We start from the raw sequence: 21,742 nt of genomic DNA on the forward strand, positions 1-21,742 counted from the left end.
AATGAGATCTCTGAGAAACCGCTCGACATCTCTGAGGACCGGCTCGACCCTCGCATCACTGTTCACCGGCGTCGCCGCGCTCGCCGCCCTGCTCGTCGCGGCCCCCGCCGCGCACGCCGCCGACCCCCCGCTGCGCGACCTCGCCGCGGCCAAGGGCAAGGCCATCGGCACGGCGGTCACCGGCTCCAAGCTCACCGGCACGTACGGCGACGTCGCGGGCCGGGAGTTCAACTGGCTCACCCCCGGCAACGCCATGAAGTGGGGCTCGGTCGAGCCGACGCGCGGCAACTTCAACTGGACCGAGGCCGACCAGATCGTGGCCTTCGCCGAGGCCCACGACCAGGACGTACGCGGCCACACCCTGGTCTGGCACAGCCAGAACCCGAGCTGGCTGACGAACGGCAGCTGGACCGCCGCCCAGCTCAGCCAGCTGATGAACGACCACATCGCGCTGGAGGTGGGCCGCTACAAGGGCCGCCTGGCCGCCTGGGACGTGGTGAACGAACCGTTCAACGAGGACGGCACCTATCGCCAGACCCTCTGGTACAACGGCCTCGGCGCCGACTACATCGCCCAGGCCCTGACCGCCGCCCGAGCCGCCGACCCGGCCGCCAAGCTCTACATCAACGACTACAACGTCGAGGGCGTCAACGCGAAGTCCACGGCCCTGTACAACCTGGTCAGAGACCTGAAGGCGCGCGGCGTCCCGATCGACGGGGTGGGGCTCCAGGCCCACCTGATCCTCGGTCAGGTCCCCTCCACGCTCCAGCAGAACATCCAGCGCTTCGCCGACCTGGGCGTGGACGTCGCCATCACGGAACTCGACATCCGGATGCAACTGCCTTCCAGCGAGGCCAAGTTGGCGCAGCAGCGCACCGAGTACGAGTCGGTGGTGAAGGCGTGCATGGCCGTGTCCCGGTGCGTGGGCGCCACGGTCTGGGGCTTCACCGACTCCGACTCCTGGATCCCGGACACCTTCCCGGGGCAGGGCGCGGCGACCCCGTACGACGAGAACTACGCCCCGAAACCGGCGTACTACGGCATCGTGAGCGCGCTCGGAGGCACGGTCACCCCGCCCCCGACACCGACCGGCTGCTCGGCGGCGTACAGCGTCACGAGCCAGTGGAACACGGGCTTCACGGGCAGTGTGACGATCAGTTGCGCCGCCGGATCCTCGCTCTCCTCCTGGCGGGCGAACTGGACCTTCGGGGCCGGGCAGCAGATCTCCCAGGCCTGGAACGCGAGCTGCACACAGTCGGGCGCGACGGTCAGTTGTGCGAACGCGGCGTGGAACGGGAGCGTGCCGAGCGGCGGTTCGGTGACGTTCGGCTTCAACTCGTCCTGGAGCGGCGGCAATCCGGTGCCGACAGTGACGCTGGGCTGAGCATGAGAATTTTCGAAGGATGCGTGGCGGGTGGTTCCTGCACGTAATAATTCGGACGTACGTTCTTGTGTGTGACTGGTGAACAAAACGAGTACGGGGACGACAGCGGCGGCGGGAGAAGACGGTCCCGCTGGCTGAAAATTGCCGGCGGGACGCTCGCGGGCGTCCTCGTACTCGGCGCGGGCGGCGCGGGCTGGGCGTACTGGAAGCTCAACGACAACATCAAGAGCGTCGACATCAACAGCGCGCTCGGCGACGACCGCCCCGCGAGGTCCGAGCCGACGCCGTCTCCGTCGGCCTCTGCCGAGCCTCTGCCCAGCGGTGCCCTGAACATCCTGGTCCTCGGCTCGGACTCCCGCAGCGGCAAGGAGAACGCCGAACTCGGCGGCGGTGACGAGGATTCGGGCGCCCGTTCGGACACGGCGATGGTCGTCCACATCGACGAAGGGCGCACCGAGGCGACGGTGGTGAGCATCCCGCGCGACACGCTGGTCACGCGTCCCTCCTGCCCGCTGGCGTCCGGGGGGTCGACGGCGGTGGCGTACAACGCGATGTTCAACAGCGCGTACTCGGTCGGCGGCCCCGTCTGCGCCGTGAAGACCGTCGAGTCCCTGACGAACGTCCGCATGGACCACTACATCGAGATCGACTTCGCCGGCTTCGCGAAGCTCGTCGACGCGCTCGGCGGGGTCACGGTCACGACGGACGAGGACATCGACGACGACGACAGCCATCTGAAGCTGAAGGCCGGCACGCATCATCTGGACGGCGAGCAGGCGCTGGCTCTGGCCCGCACCCGCCACGGCATAGGCGACGGCAGCGACCTCGGCCGCATAGGCCTCCAGCAGAAACTGGTGAAGGCCCTGCTGGAACAGATCGCCTCGACGAACCTGCTCACCGACCCGACGCAGCTGTACGCGGTCGCGGACGCGGTGACGGGCAGCCTCACGACCGACACGGGCCTCGACTCCCTGAGCGAACTGATGAGCCTCGGCCAGAGCCTGAAGGGCCTGTCCTCCGACGACACGAAGACCGTGATGATGCCGGTGGTGACGGCCCCGTACGACCGCAACCGGGTGGTGGCGGACGAGCCGGAGGCGGGGGAGTTGTGGGAGTCGTTGAAGTAGGTCCTGGGTGACGGGGAGGCTCGGCCGGAAAAATCTTCGAAGAACTGTCGCGGCCGTGTCGATCCGGGAACGGCTTGTTCGACGCAAGGGTGAGAGGCGGGGAGAGACCCCGCTGCTTCCTACCCGAGGAGTCACCATGCCGCGCTATCTGTCGATGGTCCGGATCGACGAGACGTCCGCGCCCGCCGAGGGCCCGAGCCCCGAGCTGATGGAGCGGATGAGCGAGTTGCTGGAGGAGATCACGAAGGCGGGGGTCATGCTCGACACCGCCGGTCTGGGGCCGTCCGCGAAGGGGAAGCGGGTGCGCTGGGAGGGTGGGCAGCTGTCGGTCACCGACGGGCCGTTCACCGAGACCAAGGAGGTCGTGGGCGGCTACGCGCTCATGCAGTGCAAGGACATGGCCGAGGCGATCGAGTGGACCAAGCGGTTCCTGAAGGTGCACGAGGAACACTGGACGGTGACGTGCGAGGTGCGGGAGATCGAGGAGGGCTGACGGTCCTGTTTCCTTGGCCGCACACCCGTGCGGGTGTCTGATGGTGGGCTGTGACCCCACAGCCCACCGCCGCCACCGGCACCGCCGTCGAGACCGTCGTGGAGACCGTCTTCCGCCTGGAGTCCCCCCGCGTCATCGCCGGCGTCGCCCGGATCGTGCGGGACGTCGGCATCGCGGAGGAACTGGCACAGGACGCCCTGGTCGCGGCGCTGGAGCAATGGCCGAGGGACGGTGTTCCGGAGAACCCGGGCGCCTGGCTCATGGCCACGGCCAAGCACCGCGCGATCGACCTCGTACGACGCCGGGAACGGTATGCGCGGAAGCTGGCGGAGGTGGGCCGGGACCTGGAGGCGGCGGGGCCCTCCCTCGATCAGCCGTCCGACCCGGACGACATCGACGACGACCTGCTCCGCCTCGTCTTCACCGCCTGCCACCCGGTGCTCTCCGCCGAGGCCCGTATCGCCCTCACGCTCCGTCTCCTCGGCGGCCTGACGACCACCGAGATCGCCCGCGCCTTCCTCGCCCCCGAACCGACCATCGCCCAGCGCGTCGTCCGCGCCAAACGGACCCTGGCCACCAAGGGCGTCGCCTTCGAGGTCCCGTACGGCCCCGACCGCGAGGCCCGGCTGGACTCCGTACTGGAGGTCATCTACCTGATCTTCAACGAGGGGTACGCCGCCACCGCGGGCGACGACTGGTTGCGCCCCGCCCTGTGCGAGGACGCCCTCCGCCTGGCCCGCGTCCTCGCCCAGCTGATGCCCGAGGAGCCCGAAGTGCACGGGCTGGCGGCCCTGCTGGAGTTCCAGGCGTCCCGCGCGGCGGCCCGCACCGGCCCCACCGGCGAACCGGTCCTCCTCAAGGACCAGAACCGCCGCCGCTGGAACCGCCTCCTCATCGCCCGCGGCGTCACCGCCCTCGGCCGCGCCTCCGCCACCGCCACGGGCGCCCCCGGCCCGTACGCCCTCCAGGCCGCCATCGCCGCGTGCCACGCCCAGGCGTACACGTACGAGGAGACGGACTGGCCGAGAATCGCCACCCTGTACGCCCTGCTGGCGGCCCGTTCACCGTCCCCGGTCGTCGAACTGAACCGCGCGGTCGCCGTCTCGATGGCGGACGGCCCGGCCCCCGCCCTGCGGATCGTCGACGACCTCGCCACCGAACCGGCCCTCCGCGACTACCACCTCCTGCCCAGCGTCCGGGGCGACCTGCTGGAACGGCTCGGGCGTACGGAGGAGGCCCGGGCGGAGTTCGCTCGGGCGGCGGGGCTGGCGCGCAATGAGCGGGAGCGGGAGTTGCTGCTGCGGAGGGCAGCCGGTTCGGTGGGGAGGGCGGCCGGTTCGGTGGGGAGGGTGGCCGAGCCGGGGCGGGGGGTTGGGACGGGCCGGGGTGGTGGTGCCTAGCCCGGGCCTGGGTGGTGGTGTCGAGCCGGGCCCGGGGGGTGGCGTCGAGCCGGGCCCCGGTGGTCGTGTCGCGCCGGGCCGGGTGGTGGAGGCTAGGACGGGTGCCCGATGAGCATGGTCGGTGCGCCCGCGACCCGGGTCAGGAAGACCGTGGCCGAATGCGGCCCCTGCGGCTTCACCTTCTTGCGGAGTTCCTCCGGCTCGACGGCCGACCCCCGCTTCTTCACGGTGAGGACACCGACCCCCCGCTCCCGCAGCAGCGCCTTCAACTTCTTGACGTTGAAGGGAAGCTGGTCGGTGATCTCGTACGCGGTGGCATAGGGACTGGGACGGAGGACGTCGGCGGTGACGTACGCGATCGTGGGGTCGATCAGGCCACCCCCGTCGAGCTCCGCGGCGACCTCGGCGACCAGATGCGCGCGGATGACGGCACCGTCCGGCTCGTACAAGTAGCGCCCCACCGGCCGGACTTCGGGATCGGGCAGACCACGGCCGAGCAGGGTACGGGGGCCGGGGAGGAGCGTGGCGCGGACGGTGCCCTCGGCCTCCGAGCCGAACCAGAGCACCGCCTCCTTCACATCGCCCCCGTCCGAGATCCACTCGGCCTCGGCCTCGGCGGGGATCGCCTCGTGGGGGATGCCGGGGGCGATCTTCAGGGCGGCGCGCGGCGCCTTGATAGCCGTCTCGACCGCCCAGGAGAGCGGGGGCGAGTACGCCTCGGGGTCGAAGATCCGGCCACGCCCGCCGCGCCTCGCCGGGTCCACGAACACCGCGTCGTACGACGAGACGTCCACCTCCGTGACATCCGCCTCCCGCACCTCGATCAGGTCGGACAGGCCCAGCGCCTCGGCGTTCGCCCGTGCCACCGCCGCCGTCAGGGGGTCGCGGTCGACGGCCAGGACCCGGATCCCGGCCCGGGCGAGGGCGATCGCGTCACCGCCGATGCCGCAGCACAGGTCGGCGAGGGAGCGCACGCCCAGCGCACGCATCCGCTCCGCCCGGTACGTCGCCACCGTCGTCCGCGTCGACTGCTCGACCCCGTTCGGCGTGAAGAACATCCGCTCCGCGTCCTCCGCCCCGAACTTCGCCGCCGCCCGCTGCCGCAGCCGCGCCTGGCCCAGCGCCGCCGAGACGAGCTCGACCGGGTACGTGCGGCGCAGCCGCGTCGCCACGGCCAACTCCTGGGCCGGCTCGGTCCCGCGCACCTCGTCGAGGAGGGCGCGGCCCTGAGGAGTGAGGAGGGCGGTGAGGGAGGCGGTGGGGGAGTCGACAGAGGAGCCGGCGGGGGAGCCCGTGGGGGAGTCGGCGGCCGGGGGCGTGTCCGGGCGTGCGTCGGGAGTGCGGTCGTTCACCTGGCCATTGTGGGCCAGTCGGTGGATGGTGGCGGCGGCAGTGGCGGTGTCGGGACTGTGGGGAGGGGGTGTCCTGCGAGGATGCAGCGCCATGCGACTTGTGCGACAAAATGATGTAAGTGGTGCGAATGGGGGAAGTCTGCGGGGGAGAGGGAGAGGGAGAGGGAGTGGGAGAGGGAGTCGGAGGGTGCGGCGCGGCTCCGGCGTGCGGGGCGGTGCAGCCGTACTGACTGTCGCCGCCATCGTGTCCGCGTGCGCCGACCGGAGTGATTTGCCGAAGGCCCGCAGCTCAGGGACGGCGAGCCCGGTCCATGGCCAGCAGCCCGAACAGGGTTGGCAGCCCGATCGACAGGGCCAACAAGGCCAACGAGGCCAGGAGGGTCAGCAAGGCCGGCAAGGTCAGGGCCGGCAAGGTCAGGGCCAACAGGGTCAAGGCCGGCAGGGGCAGGATGGTCGGCGTGGGCAGCCCGCTGGGCCGCTTCTGGCCGCGCCCGCCGCCCACGCCCTCGGCGCGTACGCCGAGCGACTGCGCCGGGCGCACGCCGCCCGTGTCGCCGCGGCGAAACGATGGGGCCTGGCGAAGCTCCCCCTCCTCCCACCCGAACCCCCGGCCCGCAGACCGGCCCTCACCACCCGTAAGGGCTTCGAGGTCGCCGGCCACGAGGAGATGGGCCTGCCCCCTGTCTTCACCACCGTCCCCACCGCCCACAAGGTCGTCTTCCTGACCATTGACGACGGCGCCGAGAAGGACCCCGCGTTCCTGCGGATGATGAGCGAACTGAAGATCCCGTACACCGCGTTCCTCAGCGACTGCCTGATCAAGGAGGACTACGGCTACTTCAAACAGATGCGCGAGCGGGGGGTCGCACTCAACAACCACACCCTCCACCACCGCTACATGCGCGCCCTCTCCTACGACGCCCAGAAGCGCGAGATCTGCGGCATGCAGGACGTGATCGAGAAGCGGTACGGCAAACGGCCCACGCTCTTCCGGCCGCCCTACGGCAGCTACAACAGGGACACCCTGCGCGCCGCCAAGACCTGCGGCATCAAGGCCGTCCCCCTCTGGAACGAGGAGGTCTTCGTCGACCGCTGGGACTACCGCGAAGGGGACCGCGACCTCCGCCCCGGCGACATCGTCCTCAGTCACTTCCGAGGCAAGGGCGAGTGGAAGGGCACCATGCCCGACATGATCCGCCACTTCCTGAAACTGGTGACGGACAAGGGGTACGCCGTGGCCCGACTGGAGGACTACCTGTGAGGGGGCGGGGGGAGGCGCCAGGGGAGCGCGAAGCCTCTGGGGGTGCTGGGGGTGCTGGGGGTGCCTGAAGTGCGCGGAGCGTCTGAAGCGTTGGGGGTGCCTGGGGTGCCTGGGGTGTTTGGGGCGCTTGGGGCGCGCAAGGCGGCGAGCGAGCGCGGGGTGGCTCGGGCGTACGGGTTGCCCGGGGCGCGCAGGGCGCGTGTGCTGGCGGGAGGGGCGCTGACCGCCGCGCTCCTCGCCGGATGCGGCGCCCCCACAGGCCTCGCGCACCCTGCCCACCCCGCCGCCTCGCACGACCACATCGGCCACGCCGCCCCCACCGGGCACCCCGGACCGAAGGCGCCGGAGAACGTACGAACGCGGAACCCGGCACCGGACACCCCCACGACGTCCGCCCGGCCCCCGCACTCACGCGCGGCGGAGACGGCCCCGAACCCACCCCGCCCGGCCGCCGGCGCACCACACCCAGGAGCCCCCGCGGCTCCGCCCAACCCGGCCGCCCCCGCCCCGAACGCACCCCACCCCGTCCACCTCCGCTGGGGCCTCCCCGCCCCTCTCGCCCCCGCGCCCGCGAAGCCCGACCGGCCACCGAAGCTCCGCATCCCAGGCCCAGGCCTGCCGCCGGTCGTCGACCACGTCCCCACCCGCGACAAGGTCGTCTTCCTGACCTACGACGACGGCGCGGAGAAGGACCCCCTATTCGTCGACATGGTCCGTGAACTGCGACTTCCGGTGAGCATGTTCCTCACGGACAGCGTCGTCGGCCCCGGCTACGGCCACTTCGCCAAGCTCCGCTCGGTCGGCGCGACCGTACAGAACCACACCCTCGACCACACCGCCCTGCGCGGCCTTCCCTACGCAGGACAGCGCGCCGAGATCTGCGGTCAGCAGGCGAAACTGCGCCACCGCTTCGGCATCCGCCCGACCCTTTTCCGCCCGCCGTACGGCACGTACGACACCACCACACTCCGCGCCGCCGCCGACTGCGGCATCTCCGCGGTCGTCCTGTGGCGGGCATCCATGCAGGTCAACGATCTGCGCTACGCCGTCGGCGACCGCCTGCGACCCGGCGACATCATCCTCGCCCACTTCCGCGGCCCGGCCGAGCCGAACGGCGCGACGCAGGCACAGATGACGACCAGCCTCCTGCGCCGCATCCAGGAACAGGGGCTGACAGTGGGCCGTTTGGAGGACTACCTCTGACCGCCGCGCCGTCGGCAATTAGCAGTCCGCTTGACCGAGTGCTAATCGCGGTCATAGTCTCAGGTCTGGCACTCCCCCCTGGAGAGTGCCAACACGCGACGGGCAGATCCGGCACCCGCGACGACGGATCGACCTGGTCGCCACCTCAGACAGTTAACCCCGTGAGATCTCCGAAGGGGGAGGTCGGATCGTGACGACCACCAGCTCCAAGGTTGCCATCAAGCCGCTTGAGGACCGCATTGTGGTCCAGCCGCTCGACGCCGAGCAGACCACCGCCTCTGGCCTGGTCATCCCGGACACCGCCAAGGAGAAGCCCCAGGAGGGCGTCGTCCTGGCCGTGGGCCCGGGCCGCTTCGAGAACGGCGAGCGCCTGCCGCTCGACGTCAAGACCGGCGACATCGTGCTGTACAGCAAGTACGGCGGCACCGAGGTGAAGTACAACGGCGAGGAGTACCTCGTCCTCTCGGCTCGCGACGTGCTCGCGATCATCGAGAAGTAAGACATCTCGAACACATTGCTTGACGCTGCGCCCCTGGCCCCCGCGACCACTTAAAAGGCCGGGCGCCCGGGGCGCAGTGCCGTTTTCACCCACAGATTTCCGAGAGGGCTCACGCTGTCATGGCGAAGATCCTGAAGTTCGACGAGGACGCCCGTCGCGCCCTCGAGCGCGGCGTCAACAAGCTTGCCGACACGGTCAAGGTGACGATCGGCCCCAAGGGCCGCAACGTCGTCATCGACAAGAAGTTCGGCGCTCCCACCATCACCAACGACGGTGTCACCATCGCCCGCGAGGTCGAGGTCGAGGACCCGTTCGAGAACCTCGGCGCCCAGCTGGTGAAGGAGGTGGCGACCAAGACCAACGACATCGCTGGTGACGGCACCACCACCGCCACCGTCCTCGCCCAGGCGCTCGTACGCGAGGGCCTGAAGAACGTCGCCGCGGGTGCCTCCCCGGCCGCCCTGAAGAAGGGCATCGACGCCGCGGTCAAGGCCGTGTCCGAGGAACTCCTCGCGACCGCCCGCCCGATCGAGGAGAAGTCCGACATCGCCGCCGTCGCCGGTCTGTCCGCTCAGGACAGCCAGGTCGGCGAGCTCATCGCCGAGGCCATGGACAAGGTCGGCAAGGACGGTGTCATCACCGTCGAGGAGTCCAACACCTTCGGTCTGGAGCTCGACTTCACCGAGGGCATGGCCTTCGACAAGGGCTACCTGTCGCCGTACTTCGTCACGGACCAGGAGCGTATGGAGGCCGTCCTCGACGACCCGTACATCCTGATCCACCAGGGCAAGATCGGCGCCATCGCCGACCTGCTGCCGCTGCTGGAGAAGGTCATCCAGTCCAACGCCTCGCGGCCGCTGCTGATCATCGCCGAGGACGTCGAGGGCGAGGCCCTGTCGACCCTGGTCGTCAACAAGATCCGCGGCACCTTCAACGCCGTCGCCGTGAAGGCCCCGGGCTTCGGCGACCGTCGCAAGGCGATGCTGCAGGACATGGCGACCCTGACCGGCGCCGAGGTCATCTCCGAAGAGGTCGGCCTCAAGCTCGACCAGGTCGGCCTGGACGTGCTCGGCTCCGCCCGCCGTGTCACCGTCACCAAGGACGACACCACGATCGTCGACGGCGCCGGCAACTCCGAGGCCGTCCAGGGCCGCGTCGCCCAGATCAAGTCCGAGATCGAGAACACGGACTCCGACTGGGACCGCGAGAAGCTCCAGGAGCGCCTCGCGAAGCTGGCCGGCGGCGTGTGCGTCATCAAGGTCGGCGCCGCCACCGAGGTGGAGCTGAAGGAGAAGAAGCACCGTCTGGAGGACGCCATCTCCGCGACCCGCGCCGCGGTCGAGGAGGGCATCGTCTCCGGTGGTGGCTCCGCGCTCGTCCACGCCGTGAAGGTCCTCGAGGACAACCTCGGCAAGACCGGCGACGAGGCCACGGGTGTCGCCGTCGTCCGCAAGGCCGCCGTCGAGCCGCTGCGCTGGATCGCGGAGAACGCCGGCCTGGAGGGCTACGTCATCACCTCCAAGGTCGCCGAGCTGGAGAAGGGCCAGGGCTTCAACGCCGCCACCGGCGAGTACGGCGACCTGGTCAAGTCCGGTGTCATCGACCCGGTCAAGGTCACCCGCTCCGCCCTGGAGAACGCCGCCTCCATCGCCTCCCTCCTCCTCACGACCGAGACCCTGGTCGTCGAGAAGAAGGAAGAGGAGCCGGCCGACGCGGGCCACGGCCACGGCCACGCCCACTGAGGCACGTACCGCCTGTACCGCCTGAGGGAAGCCCCCGTTCCGCCCCCGCGGACGGGGGCTTCTCCCATCCCGCTCCCGCGTACTACTGCTCCAACGCTCCCGCGTACTACTGCTCCAGCGCGTCCAGCGCCCCCAGCTGCCCCATCAGCCCGAGATTGTCGTACTGCCACCAGCCCTCGGCTATCTTCCCGTCGGACGTGCACCGGTGAATCGTCATCCCGGTCATGCTCACCGTCCTTCCGGTGGGTGATATCCCGAAGAAGTCCCCTTTGTGTGTCCCGCTCCAGCTCCACCGGCTGCACACCCGGTCCCCCTGAGCCATCTGGTCCTCGACGGTGAACTCGAAGTCGAACGCGCCCCGCCACTGCTCACAGTCACGCCGGAACGCGTCCATCCCGATGTCGTCCTGCTCGTTGGACGGATTGTGGTCGTGGTAGTCCTCCACAAGGAGGTCGTCGAGCGGGGGCAACTCGCCCTTGGTGGCCAGCGTGGCGAAGAACCTACGGGCGTTGGCCGCGTACAACTGCTCGTCCCGCACCACGTCCAGATCCGTGAACGTCGGCATCTCGTCGCAGAGCGCCACCATCTCCCGGAAGATCTGGTCGGTCTCCGGCAGGTTCGAGTTCCGCATCGCCTCCTCGTACGACGGGAACTCCACTATCTCGATGATGTGCGACGAGTCCGACCGGTCCTTGCCGATCACACTGTGCGTCGCCGTCCGCTTCCCCTTGGTCCGTTCGACCCATGTGTCCATCAGCTGGTTCATCTCGTCGAACCGGCTCGTCTTGCAGTCGATGAGCTGTACAAACGTCATGACGCCGCCTCCCGGCCCCCCTGGGTCCGGTTGATACGCCCATTTTCCCACGGGGAACGCGGCGCCACCTCTCACTGCGGCCCGTACTTCCGCCCCGTCCGCGAACTGATGCCGCCCAGCAGCCCGCGCGGCACGACCTTCACCACACCCATCAGCGCCTTGTACCGCGGGTCGGGGATCGACAGGGACTTGCCGCGGGACAGATCCTCGAGCGCCGCCGCGACCAGCTTGTCCGCGTCCAGCCACATCCAGCCCGGGATGTTCTCCGTGCCCATCCCCGCCCGCTCGTGGAACTCGGTGCGTACGAAGCCGGGGCACAGCGCCATCAGCCGAACGCCACTGCCGGCCAGGTCCCGCGCCGCGCCCTGGGTGAACTGCACGACCCACGCCTTCGACGCCCCGTACGTGCCGCGCGGGACGAATGCCGCCACCGACGCCACATTGACGACCCCGCCCCGGCCCCGCTCCCGCATCGCCTCGGTCGCCGCCGAGGTCAGCCGGAGCACCGCCTCGCAGTGCACCTTGAGCATCTTCAGCTCGTCGGCCATCGACACGTCCAGATAACGGCCCTTGTTGCCGAAGCCCGCGTTGTTGACCAGCAGGTCGACCGGGTTCTTGCGGTCCGCGAGCCGCTCGGCGACCGTCTCGATGCCGTCGTCCGTCGCCAGGTCCGCCGTCAGCACCTCGGCCTCGATGCCATGCCGGTCGTGCAACTCCGTGGCCTGCTCCCGCAGTCGCTTCGTGTCGCGCGCCACCAGGACGAGGTTGTGCCCGTCCGCCGCCAGCCGCCGCGCGAAGGCAGCACCGATGCCCGCGGTCGATCCCGTAATCAAAGCCGTAGTCATGGCCCAAGGGTAGGGGCCTGGACTGTGCGGATCCGCTTGCTGCTCCGGCTATGCCACCGGACCGCGCACGACGTCCCGGACGCCGCTCGACGGCGTCGAAGAAGCCGGCCGCGGCCGACACCACGACGGTGACGGCCGAGCCGAGCACGATGAGGACACGCATGATCCGCGACATGCCTCAAGAGTCCCGGCCCGCCGAGCCGCGAACATCAGGGAACGCCCCTGGCCCGCCCCTGATCCGACCCCTGCCCGCCTCCCCGGGGTCGCCCCTAGGGCCTGTCCGACAATCCCCGTCTGCCTCGCGACGCCATGCACACCCCCTCGCCGCACCGGGCGCAGACCCAAGTATGTCCAGTACGAGGCTCTGCGCCCGACATGCCCAGAGCACGCTCCCCCACTCTCGGCTCCGCTCGAGCGGGAAGTACCCACACGCCGCGTGCGGCCGGCGCTCCGGGCGGACGACGGGAATTGTCGGACAGGCCATAGGAGTCGCACGACCACTTGGTCCTCACGGGTCGTCAGCCATCACGCCCTTCACCCGTTTCGCCCAGGCCTTTCACCTGCTCGGTGCCTCTCCCTCGACGACCGCTTGCGCGGTTCAGTCACCCGGCCCCCCGCCCCCCCCGAGCCCCCCGGCCCGGCCCCCGATCACCCGGCGCCCCCGCCACTCCTCTGCTTCTCCACATACTTCCGCGCCTCGTCCCACACCTCCGGGTGCAGAGCGTCCCCTGCGGCCAACAGACGTGGCAGCAGCTCGCGTTCGGTCATCTCGGCGCGGAACGTGAGGGCGACGGTCACGTCGTGATCCGGGCGGTGGGCGACCTCGATCGGGTCGCCCGCACGGATCTCACCGGGGGTGATCACCCGCAGATACGCCCCGGGCGCGCCCTTCCGTGTGAAGCGCTTGACCCAGCCCCGCTCGCCCATGTGCTGCTGGAAGGTGAGGCAGGGAATGCGGCTGGTGGTGACCTCCAGGACCACCTCCGGACCGATCCGCCAGCGCTCCCCGATCAGCGCGCCGGAGATGTCCAGGCCCTGGGTCGTGAGGTTCTCACCGAAGGAGCCGCTCGGCAGCGTACGGCCCAACTCGCGCTCCCAGCCGTCCAGATCCTCACGCGCGAACGCGTACACCGCCTGGTCGTTTCCGCCGTGGTGCTGTCTGCTGCAGACCGCGTCCCCGGCCACTCCGCTCCCGGCGACGCCCTTCCGCCCGGGCGCGGCCACCCGCACCGGCCCGCCCACCGGCCGCTTGTCGATGCCCGTCGCGCTCTTCGACTCCGCCGCGTTGTCGATGGCCCTCGGGCGCCCCACGTTCAGTGACAGAAGCTTCATACGCGCACGCTAGGCGAGCCGAGGCCAAAGAGTCGACGCAATTTTGGGCTCCATGCCCAAGGTGGGCTTATGCTCAGGGCGTGATCGAGGCTCGTCATCTCCGCGTGCTGCGTGCCGTCGCCGCCACCGGCTCCTTCTCGGCGGCGGGACGCGAACTCGGCTGCACTCAGCCCGCCGTCAGCCAGCAGATGAAGGCGCTGGAAAGCTCCGTCGGCACCCCGCTGCTGATCCGCACCGGTCGCCGGATGCGGATGACCCAGGCGGGGGAATCGCTGGTGCGGCACGCGGCCGGAATCCTCGCGGGGCTCACTGCGGCCGAGGAGGAGGTCGCCGCCATAGCCGGACTCAGGGCCGGACGCGTACGCCTCGTCTCCTTCCCCAGCGGCAGCTCCACCCTCGTACCCAGCGCACTGGCCGCGCTGCGCGCCGCGCACCCCGGCACCCGTGTCTCCCTGGAAGAGGCCGAACCGCCCGGCTCCGTCGAAATGTTGCGCGAGGGCGACTGCGACATCGCGCTCGCCTTCCGCTACGAAGGCGCGGCGGGCGCCGAGGAGTGGGACGACCTGGTCGTACGCCCCCTGCTCACCGACCGCCTCGTCGGACTCGTGCCCCAGGGGCATCGGCTGGCCCGTAAAGAGACCGTCGGCATCGGAGAACTCGCGGGGGAGCCGTGGATCGCCGGCTGCCCGCGCTGCCGCGGACATCTCGTCCAGGTCTGTGAAGGCGCGGGTTTCACACCCCGCATCGACTTCGCGACCGACGACTACCCGGCGGTGGTCGGCCTGGTCGGCGCGGGCCTCGGGGTGGCGGTCCTGCCGGAGCTGGCCATCGAGTCCGTGCGCCCCAAGGGGGTGCGGACGGTACGGCTGGAGCCGGTCGTGCGCCGCGAGATCGTGGCGCTCACCCTGCCGGACCTGGCCCAAGTGCCCACCGTGGCGGCAACTCTGGACCGACTGGCCGAGGCCGCTGCCAGGTAGGGCCGAGCAGTACCAGTGGGTCCCAAGCGCTGACAGAGCCTGAGAAGGCGCGGACAGGGGCGAAAACATCGGCACGCGCGCGTGCCCTTCGTCCGGGACAGGTCGCACCGGGACGTTGAAGAAACGTTCCTTCAGGTGTTCGAAGCGGTGTCGCTGCCGGAGGTCGACGCCGACACCAGCCTGTGGCGCGCCCGGCCCATGAGTTCTTCGCGCTCGTCCTCGGTCAGCCCGCCCCACACGCCGTACGGCTCGCGTACCGCCAGGGCGTGGGCCGCGCACTCCGCGCGTACCGGGCATCTCATGCAGACCTCTTTGGCCGAGTTCTCACGAGCGCTTCGTGCCGCACCGCGCTCCCCTTCGGGGTGGAAGAAGAGCGAACTGTCGACCCCACGGCACGCCGCGAGGAGCTGCCAGTCCCATAGATCAGCGTTCGGTCCGGGAAGGCGGGAGAAATCTGCCATTGCGTGTCCCCTTGTTGCCGTTCTGGGCAGATGTTGGGTGATCCATGCCCACGACCGTACATCGACTATCTAAGGAGATGAAAATATGACTCATTGCGAATCTAGCCCCAGACACCAGTAAACGGGAAGAAAAACGGCTGAATGGGGCATAGGTTGTGGTGAAACATTGAGGGTCTGTTGTGCATGTCTGCACCGTGTCCGCCCCCTCACGTAGAGTGCCGAAGATGACCTGCCATCCCGTAACTCTTTCGAGTGACCGTCGTTGAGAGGGCGGAGGCGGTTGAAGGAACAAGCGCCCGGGCAGGCGTTGGTGTCCGCTCGTGAGCGTCGACCGCACAGGTGACGATTTCGTACCAGCCTGGAGGCTCAAGGTGACGCGCATCAGCTGCGGAGGGCGGCCATGACATCCGTCCTCGTCTGCGACGACTCCCCGCTTGCCCGAGAGGCGCTGCGCCGCGCGGTGGCAACCGTGCCCGGCGTCGAGCGCGTGACCACGGCGGCCAACGGCGAGGAAGTCCTCCGCCGCTGGGGGGCCGACCGCTCGGACCTGATTCTGATGGACGTACGCATGCCCGGTTTGGGCGGCGTCGAGACCGTACGGCGGCTGCTGTCCGCCGACCCCGGGGCGCGCATCATCATGCTCACCGTCGCCGAGGACCTGGACGGCGTGGCCCTCGCGGTCGCCGCCGGCGCGCGGGGCTATCTGCACAAGGACGCCTCCCGCGCGGAGCTGCGCGCCACGGTGACGCAGGCCCTCGCCGACCCGACCTGGCGGCTAGCCCCGCGTCGGCTGCGCTCGGCCGAGATGGGCGCCGCGCCGACGCTCACGGCGCGCGAGATCCAGGTCCTGGAAGGCATGAGCCACGGCCGTTCCAACGCCGAGATCGGTCGAGAGCTGTTCCTCTCCGAGGACACCGTCAAGACCCACGCCCGGCGCCTCTTCAAGAAGCTCGGCGCCTCGGACCGCGCGCACGCCGTGGCGCTCGGCTTCCGCTGGGGTCTGGTCCGCTGAGTGGGCCTTGACGGGGGCACGGGAATCCCCGCCTACCGCGAGGTGGGCGGGGGTGCGGACACGGACCGCCGGGTGCCCGCTGCTCGTTTCGTCGCGGATGCCGCATCCTTGAGGTGTGGAGTTCCTCGGGGACGAGTCGGACGAGCGGGAGGGGAGGGCGCAGGAGATGACATCCGGCGCGCCTGCTCATAACGCTTCGGTGCACAACAACGGACGCGGTGCCACGGACCGGACGGCCGCAAGGCACCATGGACCGATGCGCGACGACGAGACGACTGTGATCGGTGCGCTTGTGCATCGCGCAGTCGACGGGGACGAGCAGGCCACGCACGATCTGCTCGCCCATGTCCACCCTCTGGCCCTGCGCTACTGCCGTACCCGGCTGTCCCGACTGCCAGGTGACGCGCGCCACTTCGTGGAGGACCTGGCGCAGGAGGTCTGCGTCGCCGTCCTGCTGGCGCTGCCGCGCTACAAGGACACCGGACGGCCGTTCGAGGCGTTCGTCTTCGCCATCGCCGCCCACAAGGTCGCCGACCTCCAGCGCGCCGCGATGCGGCACCCGGGGTCGACGGCCGTCCCATCGGACGAGATGCCGGAGCGCCCCGACGACTCGCTCGGGCCCGAGGAGCGCGCGCTGCTCAGCAGCGACGCCGAATGGGCGAAGAAACTCCTGGCCAACCTCCCCGAGAACCAGCGGGAGCTGCTGCTCCTGCGGATCGCGGTCGGGCTGACGGCCGAGGAGACCGGGCAGATGCTGGGGATGTCGCCGGGGGCCGTACGGGTGGCGCAGCACCGGGCGCTCAGCAGGCTCAGGGCGCTGGCGGAGCAGTAGCGCATGCGTTCGGAATAGCTTGAAGGGCGCCCCGTCTGAACAGGCGGGGCGCCTTTTCCGTACGAACATACGAAGCCCAAGGTCACTCCGTACCGTGGAATGAGAGACCCATGCTTCCCGTTAGCATGGACATCCGCACCGAGCAAGGCCATTTGGGGAAGGTGTCATGACTGCCAACGTCGACGGAGTGCCTGACAAATTCGCGACACTCGGGCTGACCTACGACGACGTGCTGCTGCTGCCTGGCGCGTCGGACATGGCGCCCGACGAGATCGACACCGCCTCGTACGTCTCCAGGAACGTGCGGGTGAACATCCCGCTGCTGTCCGCCGCCATGGACAAGGTCACCGAGTCGCGCATGGCGATCGCGATGGCCCGCCAGGGCGGCGTCGGCGTACTCCACCGCAATCTGTCCATCGAGGACCAGGCCAACCAGGTCGACCTGGTCAAGCGCTCAGAGTCCGGCATGGTCGCCGACCCGATCACCGTGCATCCGGACGCCACGCTCGCCGAGGCCGACGCGCTGTGCGCCAAGTTCCGCATCAGCGGTGTCCCGGTGACCGACGGCAACAAGAAGCTGCTCGGCATCGTCACCAACCGCGACATGGCCTTCGAGTCCGACCGTACGCGTCAGGTCCGCGAGGTCATGACGCCGATGCCGTTGGTCACGGGCAAGGTCGGCATCTCCGGCGTCGAGGCCATGGAGCTGCTGCGCAAGCACAAGATCGAGAAGCTTCCGCTGGTCGACGACGCGGGCATCCTCAAGGGCCTGATCACGGTCAAGGACTTCGTGAAGGCCGAGAAGTACCCGAACGCCGCCAAGGACGACGAGGGCCGCCTCCTCGTCGGCGCGGCCGTCGGTGTCGCCGGTGACGCCTTCGAGCGTGCCCAGGCCCTCATCGAGGTCGGCGTCGACTTCATCGTCGTCGACACCGCGCACGGCCACTCCCGCCTGGTCGGCGACATGGTCGCCAAGATCAAGTCGAACTCGTCGGGCGTCGATGTCATCGGCGGCAACATCGCTACGAAGGACGGCGCCCAGGCCCTGATCGACGCCGGCGTGGACGGCATCAAGGTCGGCGTGGGTCCCGGCTCCATCTGTACGACCCGTGTCGTCGCCGGCATCGGTGTCCCGCAGGTCACGGCCATCTACGAGGCCTCGCTCGCCGCCAAGGAGGCCGGTATCCCGGTCATCGGCGACGGTGGCCTGCAGTACTCCGGTGACATCGCCAAGGCCCTGGTCGCGGGCGCCGACACGGTGATGCTGGGCTCGCTGCTCGCGGGCTGCGCCGAGTCGCCGGGCGAGCTGATGTTCATCAACGGCAAGCAGTTCAAGTCCTACCGCGGCATGGGCTCCCTGGGGGCCATGCAGTCCCGCGGTGACCGCAAGTCGTTCTCCAAGGACCGCTACTTCCAGGAGGGTGTCGCCTCCGACGAGCAGCTCGTCCCCGAGGGCATCGAGGGCCAGGTGCCCTACCGCGGCCCGCTCTCCTCGGTCGTCCACCAGCTGGTCGGCGGCCTGCGCCAGTCGATGTTCTACGTCGGCGGCCGCACGGTCCCGGACCTCCAGGCCAACGGCCGTTTCGTACGGATCACCTCCGCGGGCCTCAAGGAGAGCCACCCGCACGACATCCAGATGACGGTCGAGGCGCCGAACTACAGCCGTAAGTAGACAGCGGGCCTTGCCACGCTGCGGCCAGGGCGGCCCCGGTGCATCCGGGGCCGCCCTCGTCGTGCCCGTCGGCGATACTGGTAGACGCTGAACGCATCAGGGAAAGGCCACAGACGTGACTGAGATCGAGATCGGGCGCGGCAAGCGCGGCCGCCGGGCGTATGCCTTCGACGACATCGCCGTCGTCCCCAGCCGCCGTACGCGGGACCCGAAGGAGGTCTCGATCGCCTGGCAGATCGACGCCTACCGCTTCGAGCTGCCCTTCCTGGCCGCTCCCATGGACTCGGTGGTCTCCCCGGCCACCGCGATCCGCATCGGCGAGCTGGGCGGCCTCGGCGTACTGAACCTCGAAGGCCTCTGGACGCGGTACGAGGACCCGCAGCCGCTGCTGGACGAGATCACCGGGCTGCCCGACGATGCCGCGACCCGCCGGCTCCAGGAGATCTACGCGGCTCCCATCAAGGAGGAGCTGATCGGGCAGCGCATCAAGGAGGTGCGCGACTCCGGTGTGGTCACCGCCGCCGCGCTCTCCCCGCAGCGCACGGCCCAGTTCTCCAAGGCCGTCGTGGACGCGGGTGTCGACATCTTCGTCATCCGCGGGACGACCGTGTCGGCGGAGCATGTCTCCGGCTCGCACGAGCCGCTGAACCTGAAGCAGTTCATCTACGAGCTGGACGTCCCGGTGATCGTGGGCGGCTGCGCCACGTACACGGCCGCCCTGCACCTGATGCGTACGGGCGCGGCCGGCGTCCTCGTCGGCTTCGGCGGCGGCGCGGCCCACACCACGCGCAACGTGCTCGGCATCCAGGTCCCGATGGCCACGGCCGTCGCGGACGTCGCCGCGGCCCGCCGCGACTACATGGACGAGTCCGGCGGCCGGTACGTGCACGTCATCGCCGACGGCGGTGTCGGCTGGTCCGGCGACCTCCCCAAGGCGATCGCCTGCGGCGCCGACGCGGTCATGATGGGTTCGCCGCTGGCTCGCGCCACGGACGCGCCCGGCAAGGGCAACCACTGGGGCATGGAGGCGGTGAACGAGGAGCTGCCGCGCGGCAAGAAGGTCGACCTCGGCACCGTCGGCACGATCGAGGAGGTCCTCACCGGGCCTTCGCACACGCCCGACGGGTCCATGAACCTGTTCGGCGCCCTGCGGCGGGCGATGGCCACGACCGGGTACAGCGAGCTGAAGGAGTTCCAGCGCGTCGAGGTGACGGTGGCGGACTCGCAGCACCGACGATAAGCCGTACTACGCCCGAAGGGGCCCGGATCACCTGGGGTGGTCCGGGCCCTTTCCGTTCTTCCTCTCTACTTCCGTATCGATTGGGCGAGTTGTCCTCAGGTGTTGCTCAAATAAGACGATCGTTGATCGTTCTCGTTGCGGAGCGGATGTAGTGTCTTTTTCGAACGGGGGCGGAAACTCCTGCGGACGGCCCGCAGTTGAGGTTCCGCACATACGAGGGGAATTCCTGTGTCCATGAGGACGATTGCTTTCGGGCGCGCGGGTCGGGCTTCCGTGGTCGTACTGGCCGCGCTTATGGGGACGATCGGCATGGCGGCGGAGCCGAGCGCCGCCGCGAGCAAGCAGAAGAAGTGCGTGGCGAAGATCAAGAAGACCTTCGGCGGCTACAAGACGATGAACTTCTGTAACATCAAGAACGTCAAGTACATCGGCGTGCAGAAGGGCAAGAACTACGTCGGGCTCGCGCAGGGCAAGGGGCCGATGACGCTGACGCTGACGTCGACCGTGACGGTGAGCAACTCGAAGAGCTCGGACATCTCTGTGACCGCCGGGTCGGTGTCCTCGGCCGTGAAGTTCGACGTGACCAAGTCCCGTACGCAGGCGATGGCCGGCAGCTACACCGTTCCGAAGGGGAAGTTCGGCGCGCTGAAGGCCTACCCGCTGTACAAGGTGTATTCCTTCAAGGCCTACAGCAAGCTTGACGGGAAGTTCGTGACCAAGGGTGTTGCCCGTAAGGCCATTGGATACCGGTACGAGCACTCCGCGAAGTAATCGGTAACTCCTTTTCAAAAGCAGAGGCCCGCGCATTCCATGGGCGGGCCTCTGTATATGGCGGCATCGGTGGGTCAGAGCCGGTGTGCTGCTCCGGTCGGAGTAGCTCCTCTTGTGTCCAGGAGGAGTTGCGCCTTTACCGAAAGGCCCTGGAGGTCGTACGTGCGGTGGTGCTGGAGCAGGATCGTCAGGTCGGCGTCGGCCGCGGACTCGTAGAGGGAGTCGGCGCGGGGGACGGGGCGGTCGAGGACGTGCCAGGTGGGGATGTAGGGGTCGTGGTAGCTCACGTGGGCGCCCAGTTCGAGGAGGCGGCGGGCGATCTCGTGAGCGGGAGTGCCCTGTTGGTCGGGGACATCGGGCTTGTAGGTGACGCCGAGGAGGAGGACTCGGGCGCTGCGGGCCGACTTGCCGTTTTCGTTGAGGAGCGTGGCGGCGCGCTGGACGACGTACCGGGGCATGTGGCTGTTGACCTGCTGGGCCAGTTCGACCATGCGGAGCGAGCGGGGCGTGTGGGCGGCCAGATCCTGGGGGAGGGCGTGGCCTCCGACGCCGGGGCCGGGGCGGAAGGCCTGGAAGCCGAACGGTTTGGTCTCGGCGCAGCGGATGACGTCCCACAGGTCGATGCCCAGGTCGTGACAGAGAACGGCCATCTCGTTGACGAGGGCGATGTTGACGTGCCGGTAATTGGTCTCCAGTAGGCGTACGGTTTCCGCTTCGCGTGGTCCACGCGCGCGTACCACCTTGTCGGTGAGGCGGCCGTAGAAGGCGGCGGCCGACTCGGTGCATGCGGGGGTGAGGCCGCCGATCACCTTGGGGGTGCTGGCGGGGCTGAAGTCCCGGTTGCCGGGGTCGACGCGCGCGGGGGAGTACGCGAGGTGGAAGTCGCGGCCGGCGCGCAGACCGGAGCCCTCTTCGAGGAGGGGGCGGAGGAATTCGTCGGTCGTGCCCGGGGGGACCGGGGACTCCAGGATGACCGTGGTGTGCGGGCGCAGGCGTGCGGCCAAGGTGTGTGCGGCCGCCTCGACCTGGGTGAGGTCCAGTGTGCCGTCGGCGCCGAGGGGAGTGGGCGCACAGATGACGGCCGTACGGACGCGACCCAGTTCGGCGGGGCTGGTGGTGGGTCTGAAGCCCTGGGCCAGCATGCGGCGCAGTTCGGCGGGGGTGAGGGAGCCGCTCTCGGGACCGGTGCGGTAACCGAGCGTGGGGATGCCGGCGGCGACGGCGGCCTGGGCCAGCGGCATGCCGAGCGGGCCGAGTCCGATGACGGCGAGATCTGCGGGCATGGCGTGGGCCGTCCTTCCCAGTAACCGAAGCGGGACAGGCGC

The 21,742-nt window shown here is 69.5% G+C and carries 20 protein-coding genes; 14 read left to right on the forward strand and 6 right to left on the reverse strand.

Translation table 11 applies throughout. The annotated features are described in order from the left end of the window. Nucleotide 1: 1 nt before the first annotated feature. The 4 genes from SGFS_RS35560 to SGFS_RS35575 all read left to right on the forward strand — a co-directional run bounded on the left by SGFS_RS35560 (nt 2) and on the right by SGFS_RS35575 (nt 4,404). Nucleotides 2–1,384 carry an endo-1,4-beta-xylanase gene (locus SGFS_RS35560; RefSeq protein ID WP_286256264.1) on the forward strand — a complete coding sequence of 461 codons (1,383 nt, stop codon included), beginning with the start codon at nt 2–4 and terminating at the stop codon, nt 1,382–1,384. Between the two features lie 71 nt (nt 1,385–1,455). Continuing rightward, on the forward strand, nt 1,456–2,511 hold the full coding sequence (locus SGFS_RS35565; RefSeq protein WP_286256265.1) for an LCP family protein: 1,056 nt from the start codon (nt 1,456–1,458) through the stop codon (nt 2,509–2,511). Between the two features lie 136 nt (nt 2,512–2,647). After that, a complete protein-coding gene (locus SGFS_RS35570) occupies nt 2,648–3,004 on the forward strand; it encodes a YciI family protein (RefSeq protein ID WP_286256266.1) in 357 nt (118 codons plus the stop codon). Between the two features lie 50 nt (nt 3,005–3,054). Then, complete coding sequence (locus SGFS_RS35575) at nt 3,055–4,404, forward strand: RNA polymerase sigma factor (RefSeq protein WP_286256267.1); 1,350 nt, start codon at nt 3,055–3,057, stop codon at nt 4,402–4,404. Nucleotides 4,405–4,496: 92 nt separating this feature from the next. On the opposite strand, the gene SGFS_RS35580 is transcribed toward SGFS_RS35575, so the two are convergent. Then, nucleotides 4,497–5,849, reverse strand: coding sequence for a class I SAM-dependent methyltransferase (locus SGFS_RS35580; RefSeq protein ID WP_434028107.1), 1,353 nt, complete (start codon nt 5,847–5,849; stop codon nt 4,497–4,499). 94 nt (nt 5,850–5,943) lie between these two features. Here SGFS_RS35580 and SGFS_RS35585 point away from each other — a divergent pair, with 94 nt between their 5' ends. From SGFS_RS35585 to groL, 4 genes are all read left to right on the forward strand, one after another. Further along, the gene (locus tag SGFS_RS35585) at nt 5,944–7,017 is read left to right on the forward strand and encodes a polysaccharide deacetylase family protein (RefSeq protein ID WP_434028108.1); all 1,074 of its coding nucleotides are present in this window, start codon (nt 5,944–5,946) and stop codon (nt 7,015–7,017) included. Between the two features lie 204 nt (nt 7,018–7,221). After that, on the forward strand, nt 7,222–8,220 hold the full coding sequence (locus SGFS_RS35590; protein WP_434028228.1) for a polysaccharide deacetylase family protein: 999 nt from the start codon (nt 7,222–7,224) through the stop codon (nt 8,218–8,220). 190 nt (nt 8,221–8,410) lie between these two features. Next, nucleotides 8,411–8,719: a co-chaperone GroES gene (gene groES / locus SGFS_RS35595; protein ID WP_003998759.1), complete on the forward strand. Its 309-nt coding sequence runs from the start codon at nt 8,411–8,413 to the stop codon at nt 8,717–8,719. A gap of 119 nt (nt 8,720–8,838) precedes the next feature. After that, the gene (gene groL, locus SGFS_RS35600; protein WP_286256268.1) at nt 8,839–10,461 is read left to right on the forward strand and encodes a chaperonin GroEL; all 1,623 of its coding nucleotides are present in this window, start codon (nt 8,839–8,841) and stop codon (nt 10,459–10,461) included. A gap of 106 nt (nt 10,462–10,567) precedes the next feature. Here the strand turns inward: groL and SGFS_RS35605 are convergent, their stop codons facing one another. The 3 genes from SGFS_RS35605 to SGFS_RS35615 form a co-directional block, all read right to left on the reverse strand. Further along, complete coding sequence (locus SGFS_RS35605; RefSeq protein WP_286256269.1) at nt 10,568–11,275, reverse strand: ester cyclase; 708 nt, start codon at nt 11,273–11,275, stop codon at nt 10,568–10,570. A 71-nt stretch (nt 11,276–11,346) separates the two neighbouring features. After that, nucleotides 11,347–12,120 carry an SDR family NAD(P)-dependent oxidoreductase gene (locus SGFS_RS35610; RefSeq protein WP_286256270.1) on the reverse strand — a complete coding sequence of 258 codons (774 nt, stop codon included), beginning with the start codon at nt 12,118–12,120 and terminating at the stop codon, nt 11,347–11,349. Nucleotides 12,121–12,768: 648 nt separating this feature from the next. Beyond that, nucleotides 12,769–13,452 (reverse strand): MOSC domain-containing protein, encoded by a 684-nt coding sequence (locus tag SGFS_RS35615; protein ID WP_286256271.1) that lies wholly within the window; start codon nt 13,450–13,452, stop codon nt 12,769–12,771. Nucleotides 13,453–13,532: 80 nt separating this feature from the next. Here SGFS_RS35615 and SGFS_RS35620 point away from each other — a divergent pair, with 80 nt between their 5' ends. Further along, nucleotides 13,533–14,429 (forward strand): LysR family transcriptional regulator, encoded by an 897-nt coding sequence (locus SGFS_RS35620; RefSeq protein ID WP_286256272.1) that lies wholly within the window; start codon nt 13,533–13,535, stop codon nt 14,427–14,429. Between the two features lie 131 nt (nt 14,430–14,560). Here the strand turns inward: SGFS_RS35620 and SGFS_RS35625 are convergent, their stop codons facing one another. After that, a complete protein-coding gene (locus tag SGFS_RS35625) occupies nt 14,561–14,890 on the reverse strand; it encodes a WhiB family transcriptional regulator (RefSeq protein WP_286256273.1) in 330 nt (109 codons plus the stop codon). 400 nt (nt 14,891–15,290) lie between these two features. Between SGFS_RS35625 and SGFS_RS35630 the strand changes: the two genes are divergently transcribed. From SGFS_RS35630 to SGFS_RS35650, 5 genes are all read left to right on the forward strand, one after another. Then, complete coding sequence (locus SGFS_RS35630) at nt 15,291–15,902, forward strand: response regulator transcription factor (RefSeq protein ID WP_003948568.1); 612 nt, start codon at nt 15,291–15,293, stop codon at nt 15,900–15,902. A 256-nt stretch (nt 15,903–16,158) separates the two neighbouring features. Further along, complete coding sequence (locus SGFS_RS35635; RefSeq protein ID WP_060901477.1) at nt 16,159–16,734, forward strand: sigma-70 family RNA polymerase sigma factor; 576 nt, start codon at nt 16,159–16,161, stop codon at nt 16,732–16,734. 166 nt (nt 16,735–16,900) lie between these two features. Further along, entirely contained in the window at nt 16,901–18,406 is a 1,506-nt protein-coding gene (gene guaB / locus SGFS_RS35640) for an IMP dehydrogenase (protein WP_286256274.1), read from the forward strand. 115 nt (nt 18,407–18,521) lie between these two features. Further along, on the forward strand, nt 18,522–19,646 hold the full coding sequence (locus SGFS_RS35645) for a GuaB3 family IMP dehydrogenase-related protein (RefSeq protein WP_286256275.1): 1,125 nt from the start codon (nt 18,522–18,524) through the stop codon (nt 19,644–19,646). 234 nt (nt 19,647–19,880) lie between these two features. Next, nucleotides 19,881–20,417 carry a hypothetical protein gene (locus SGFS_RS35650; RefSeq protein ID WP_286256276.1) on the forward strand — a complete coding sequence of 179 codons (537 nt, stop codon included), beginning with the start codon at nt 19,881–19,883 and terminating at the stop codon, nt 20,415–20,417. 74 nt (nt 20,418–20,491) lie between these two features. On the opposite strand, the gene SGFS_RS35655 is transcribed toward SGFS_RS35650, so the two are convergent. After that, the gene (locus tag SGFS_RS35655; protein ID WP_286256277.1) at nt 20,492–21,700 is read right to left on the reverse strand and encodes a nucleotide sugar dehydrogenase; all 1,209 of its coding nucleotides are present in this window, start codon (nt 21,698–21,700) and stop codon (nt 20,492–20,494) included. Nucleotides 21,701–21,742 lie beyond the last annotated feature (42 nt).

Source organism: Streptomyces graminofaciens (assembly GCF_030294945.1).
Lineage (GTDB): Bacteria > Actinomycetota > Actinomycetes > Streptomycetales > Streptomycetaceae > Streptomyces > Streptomyces graminofaciens.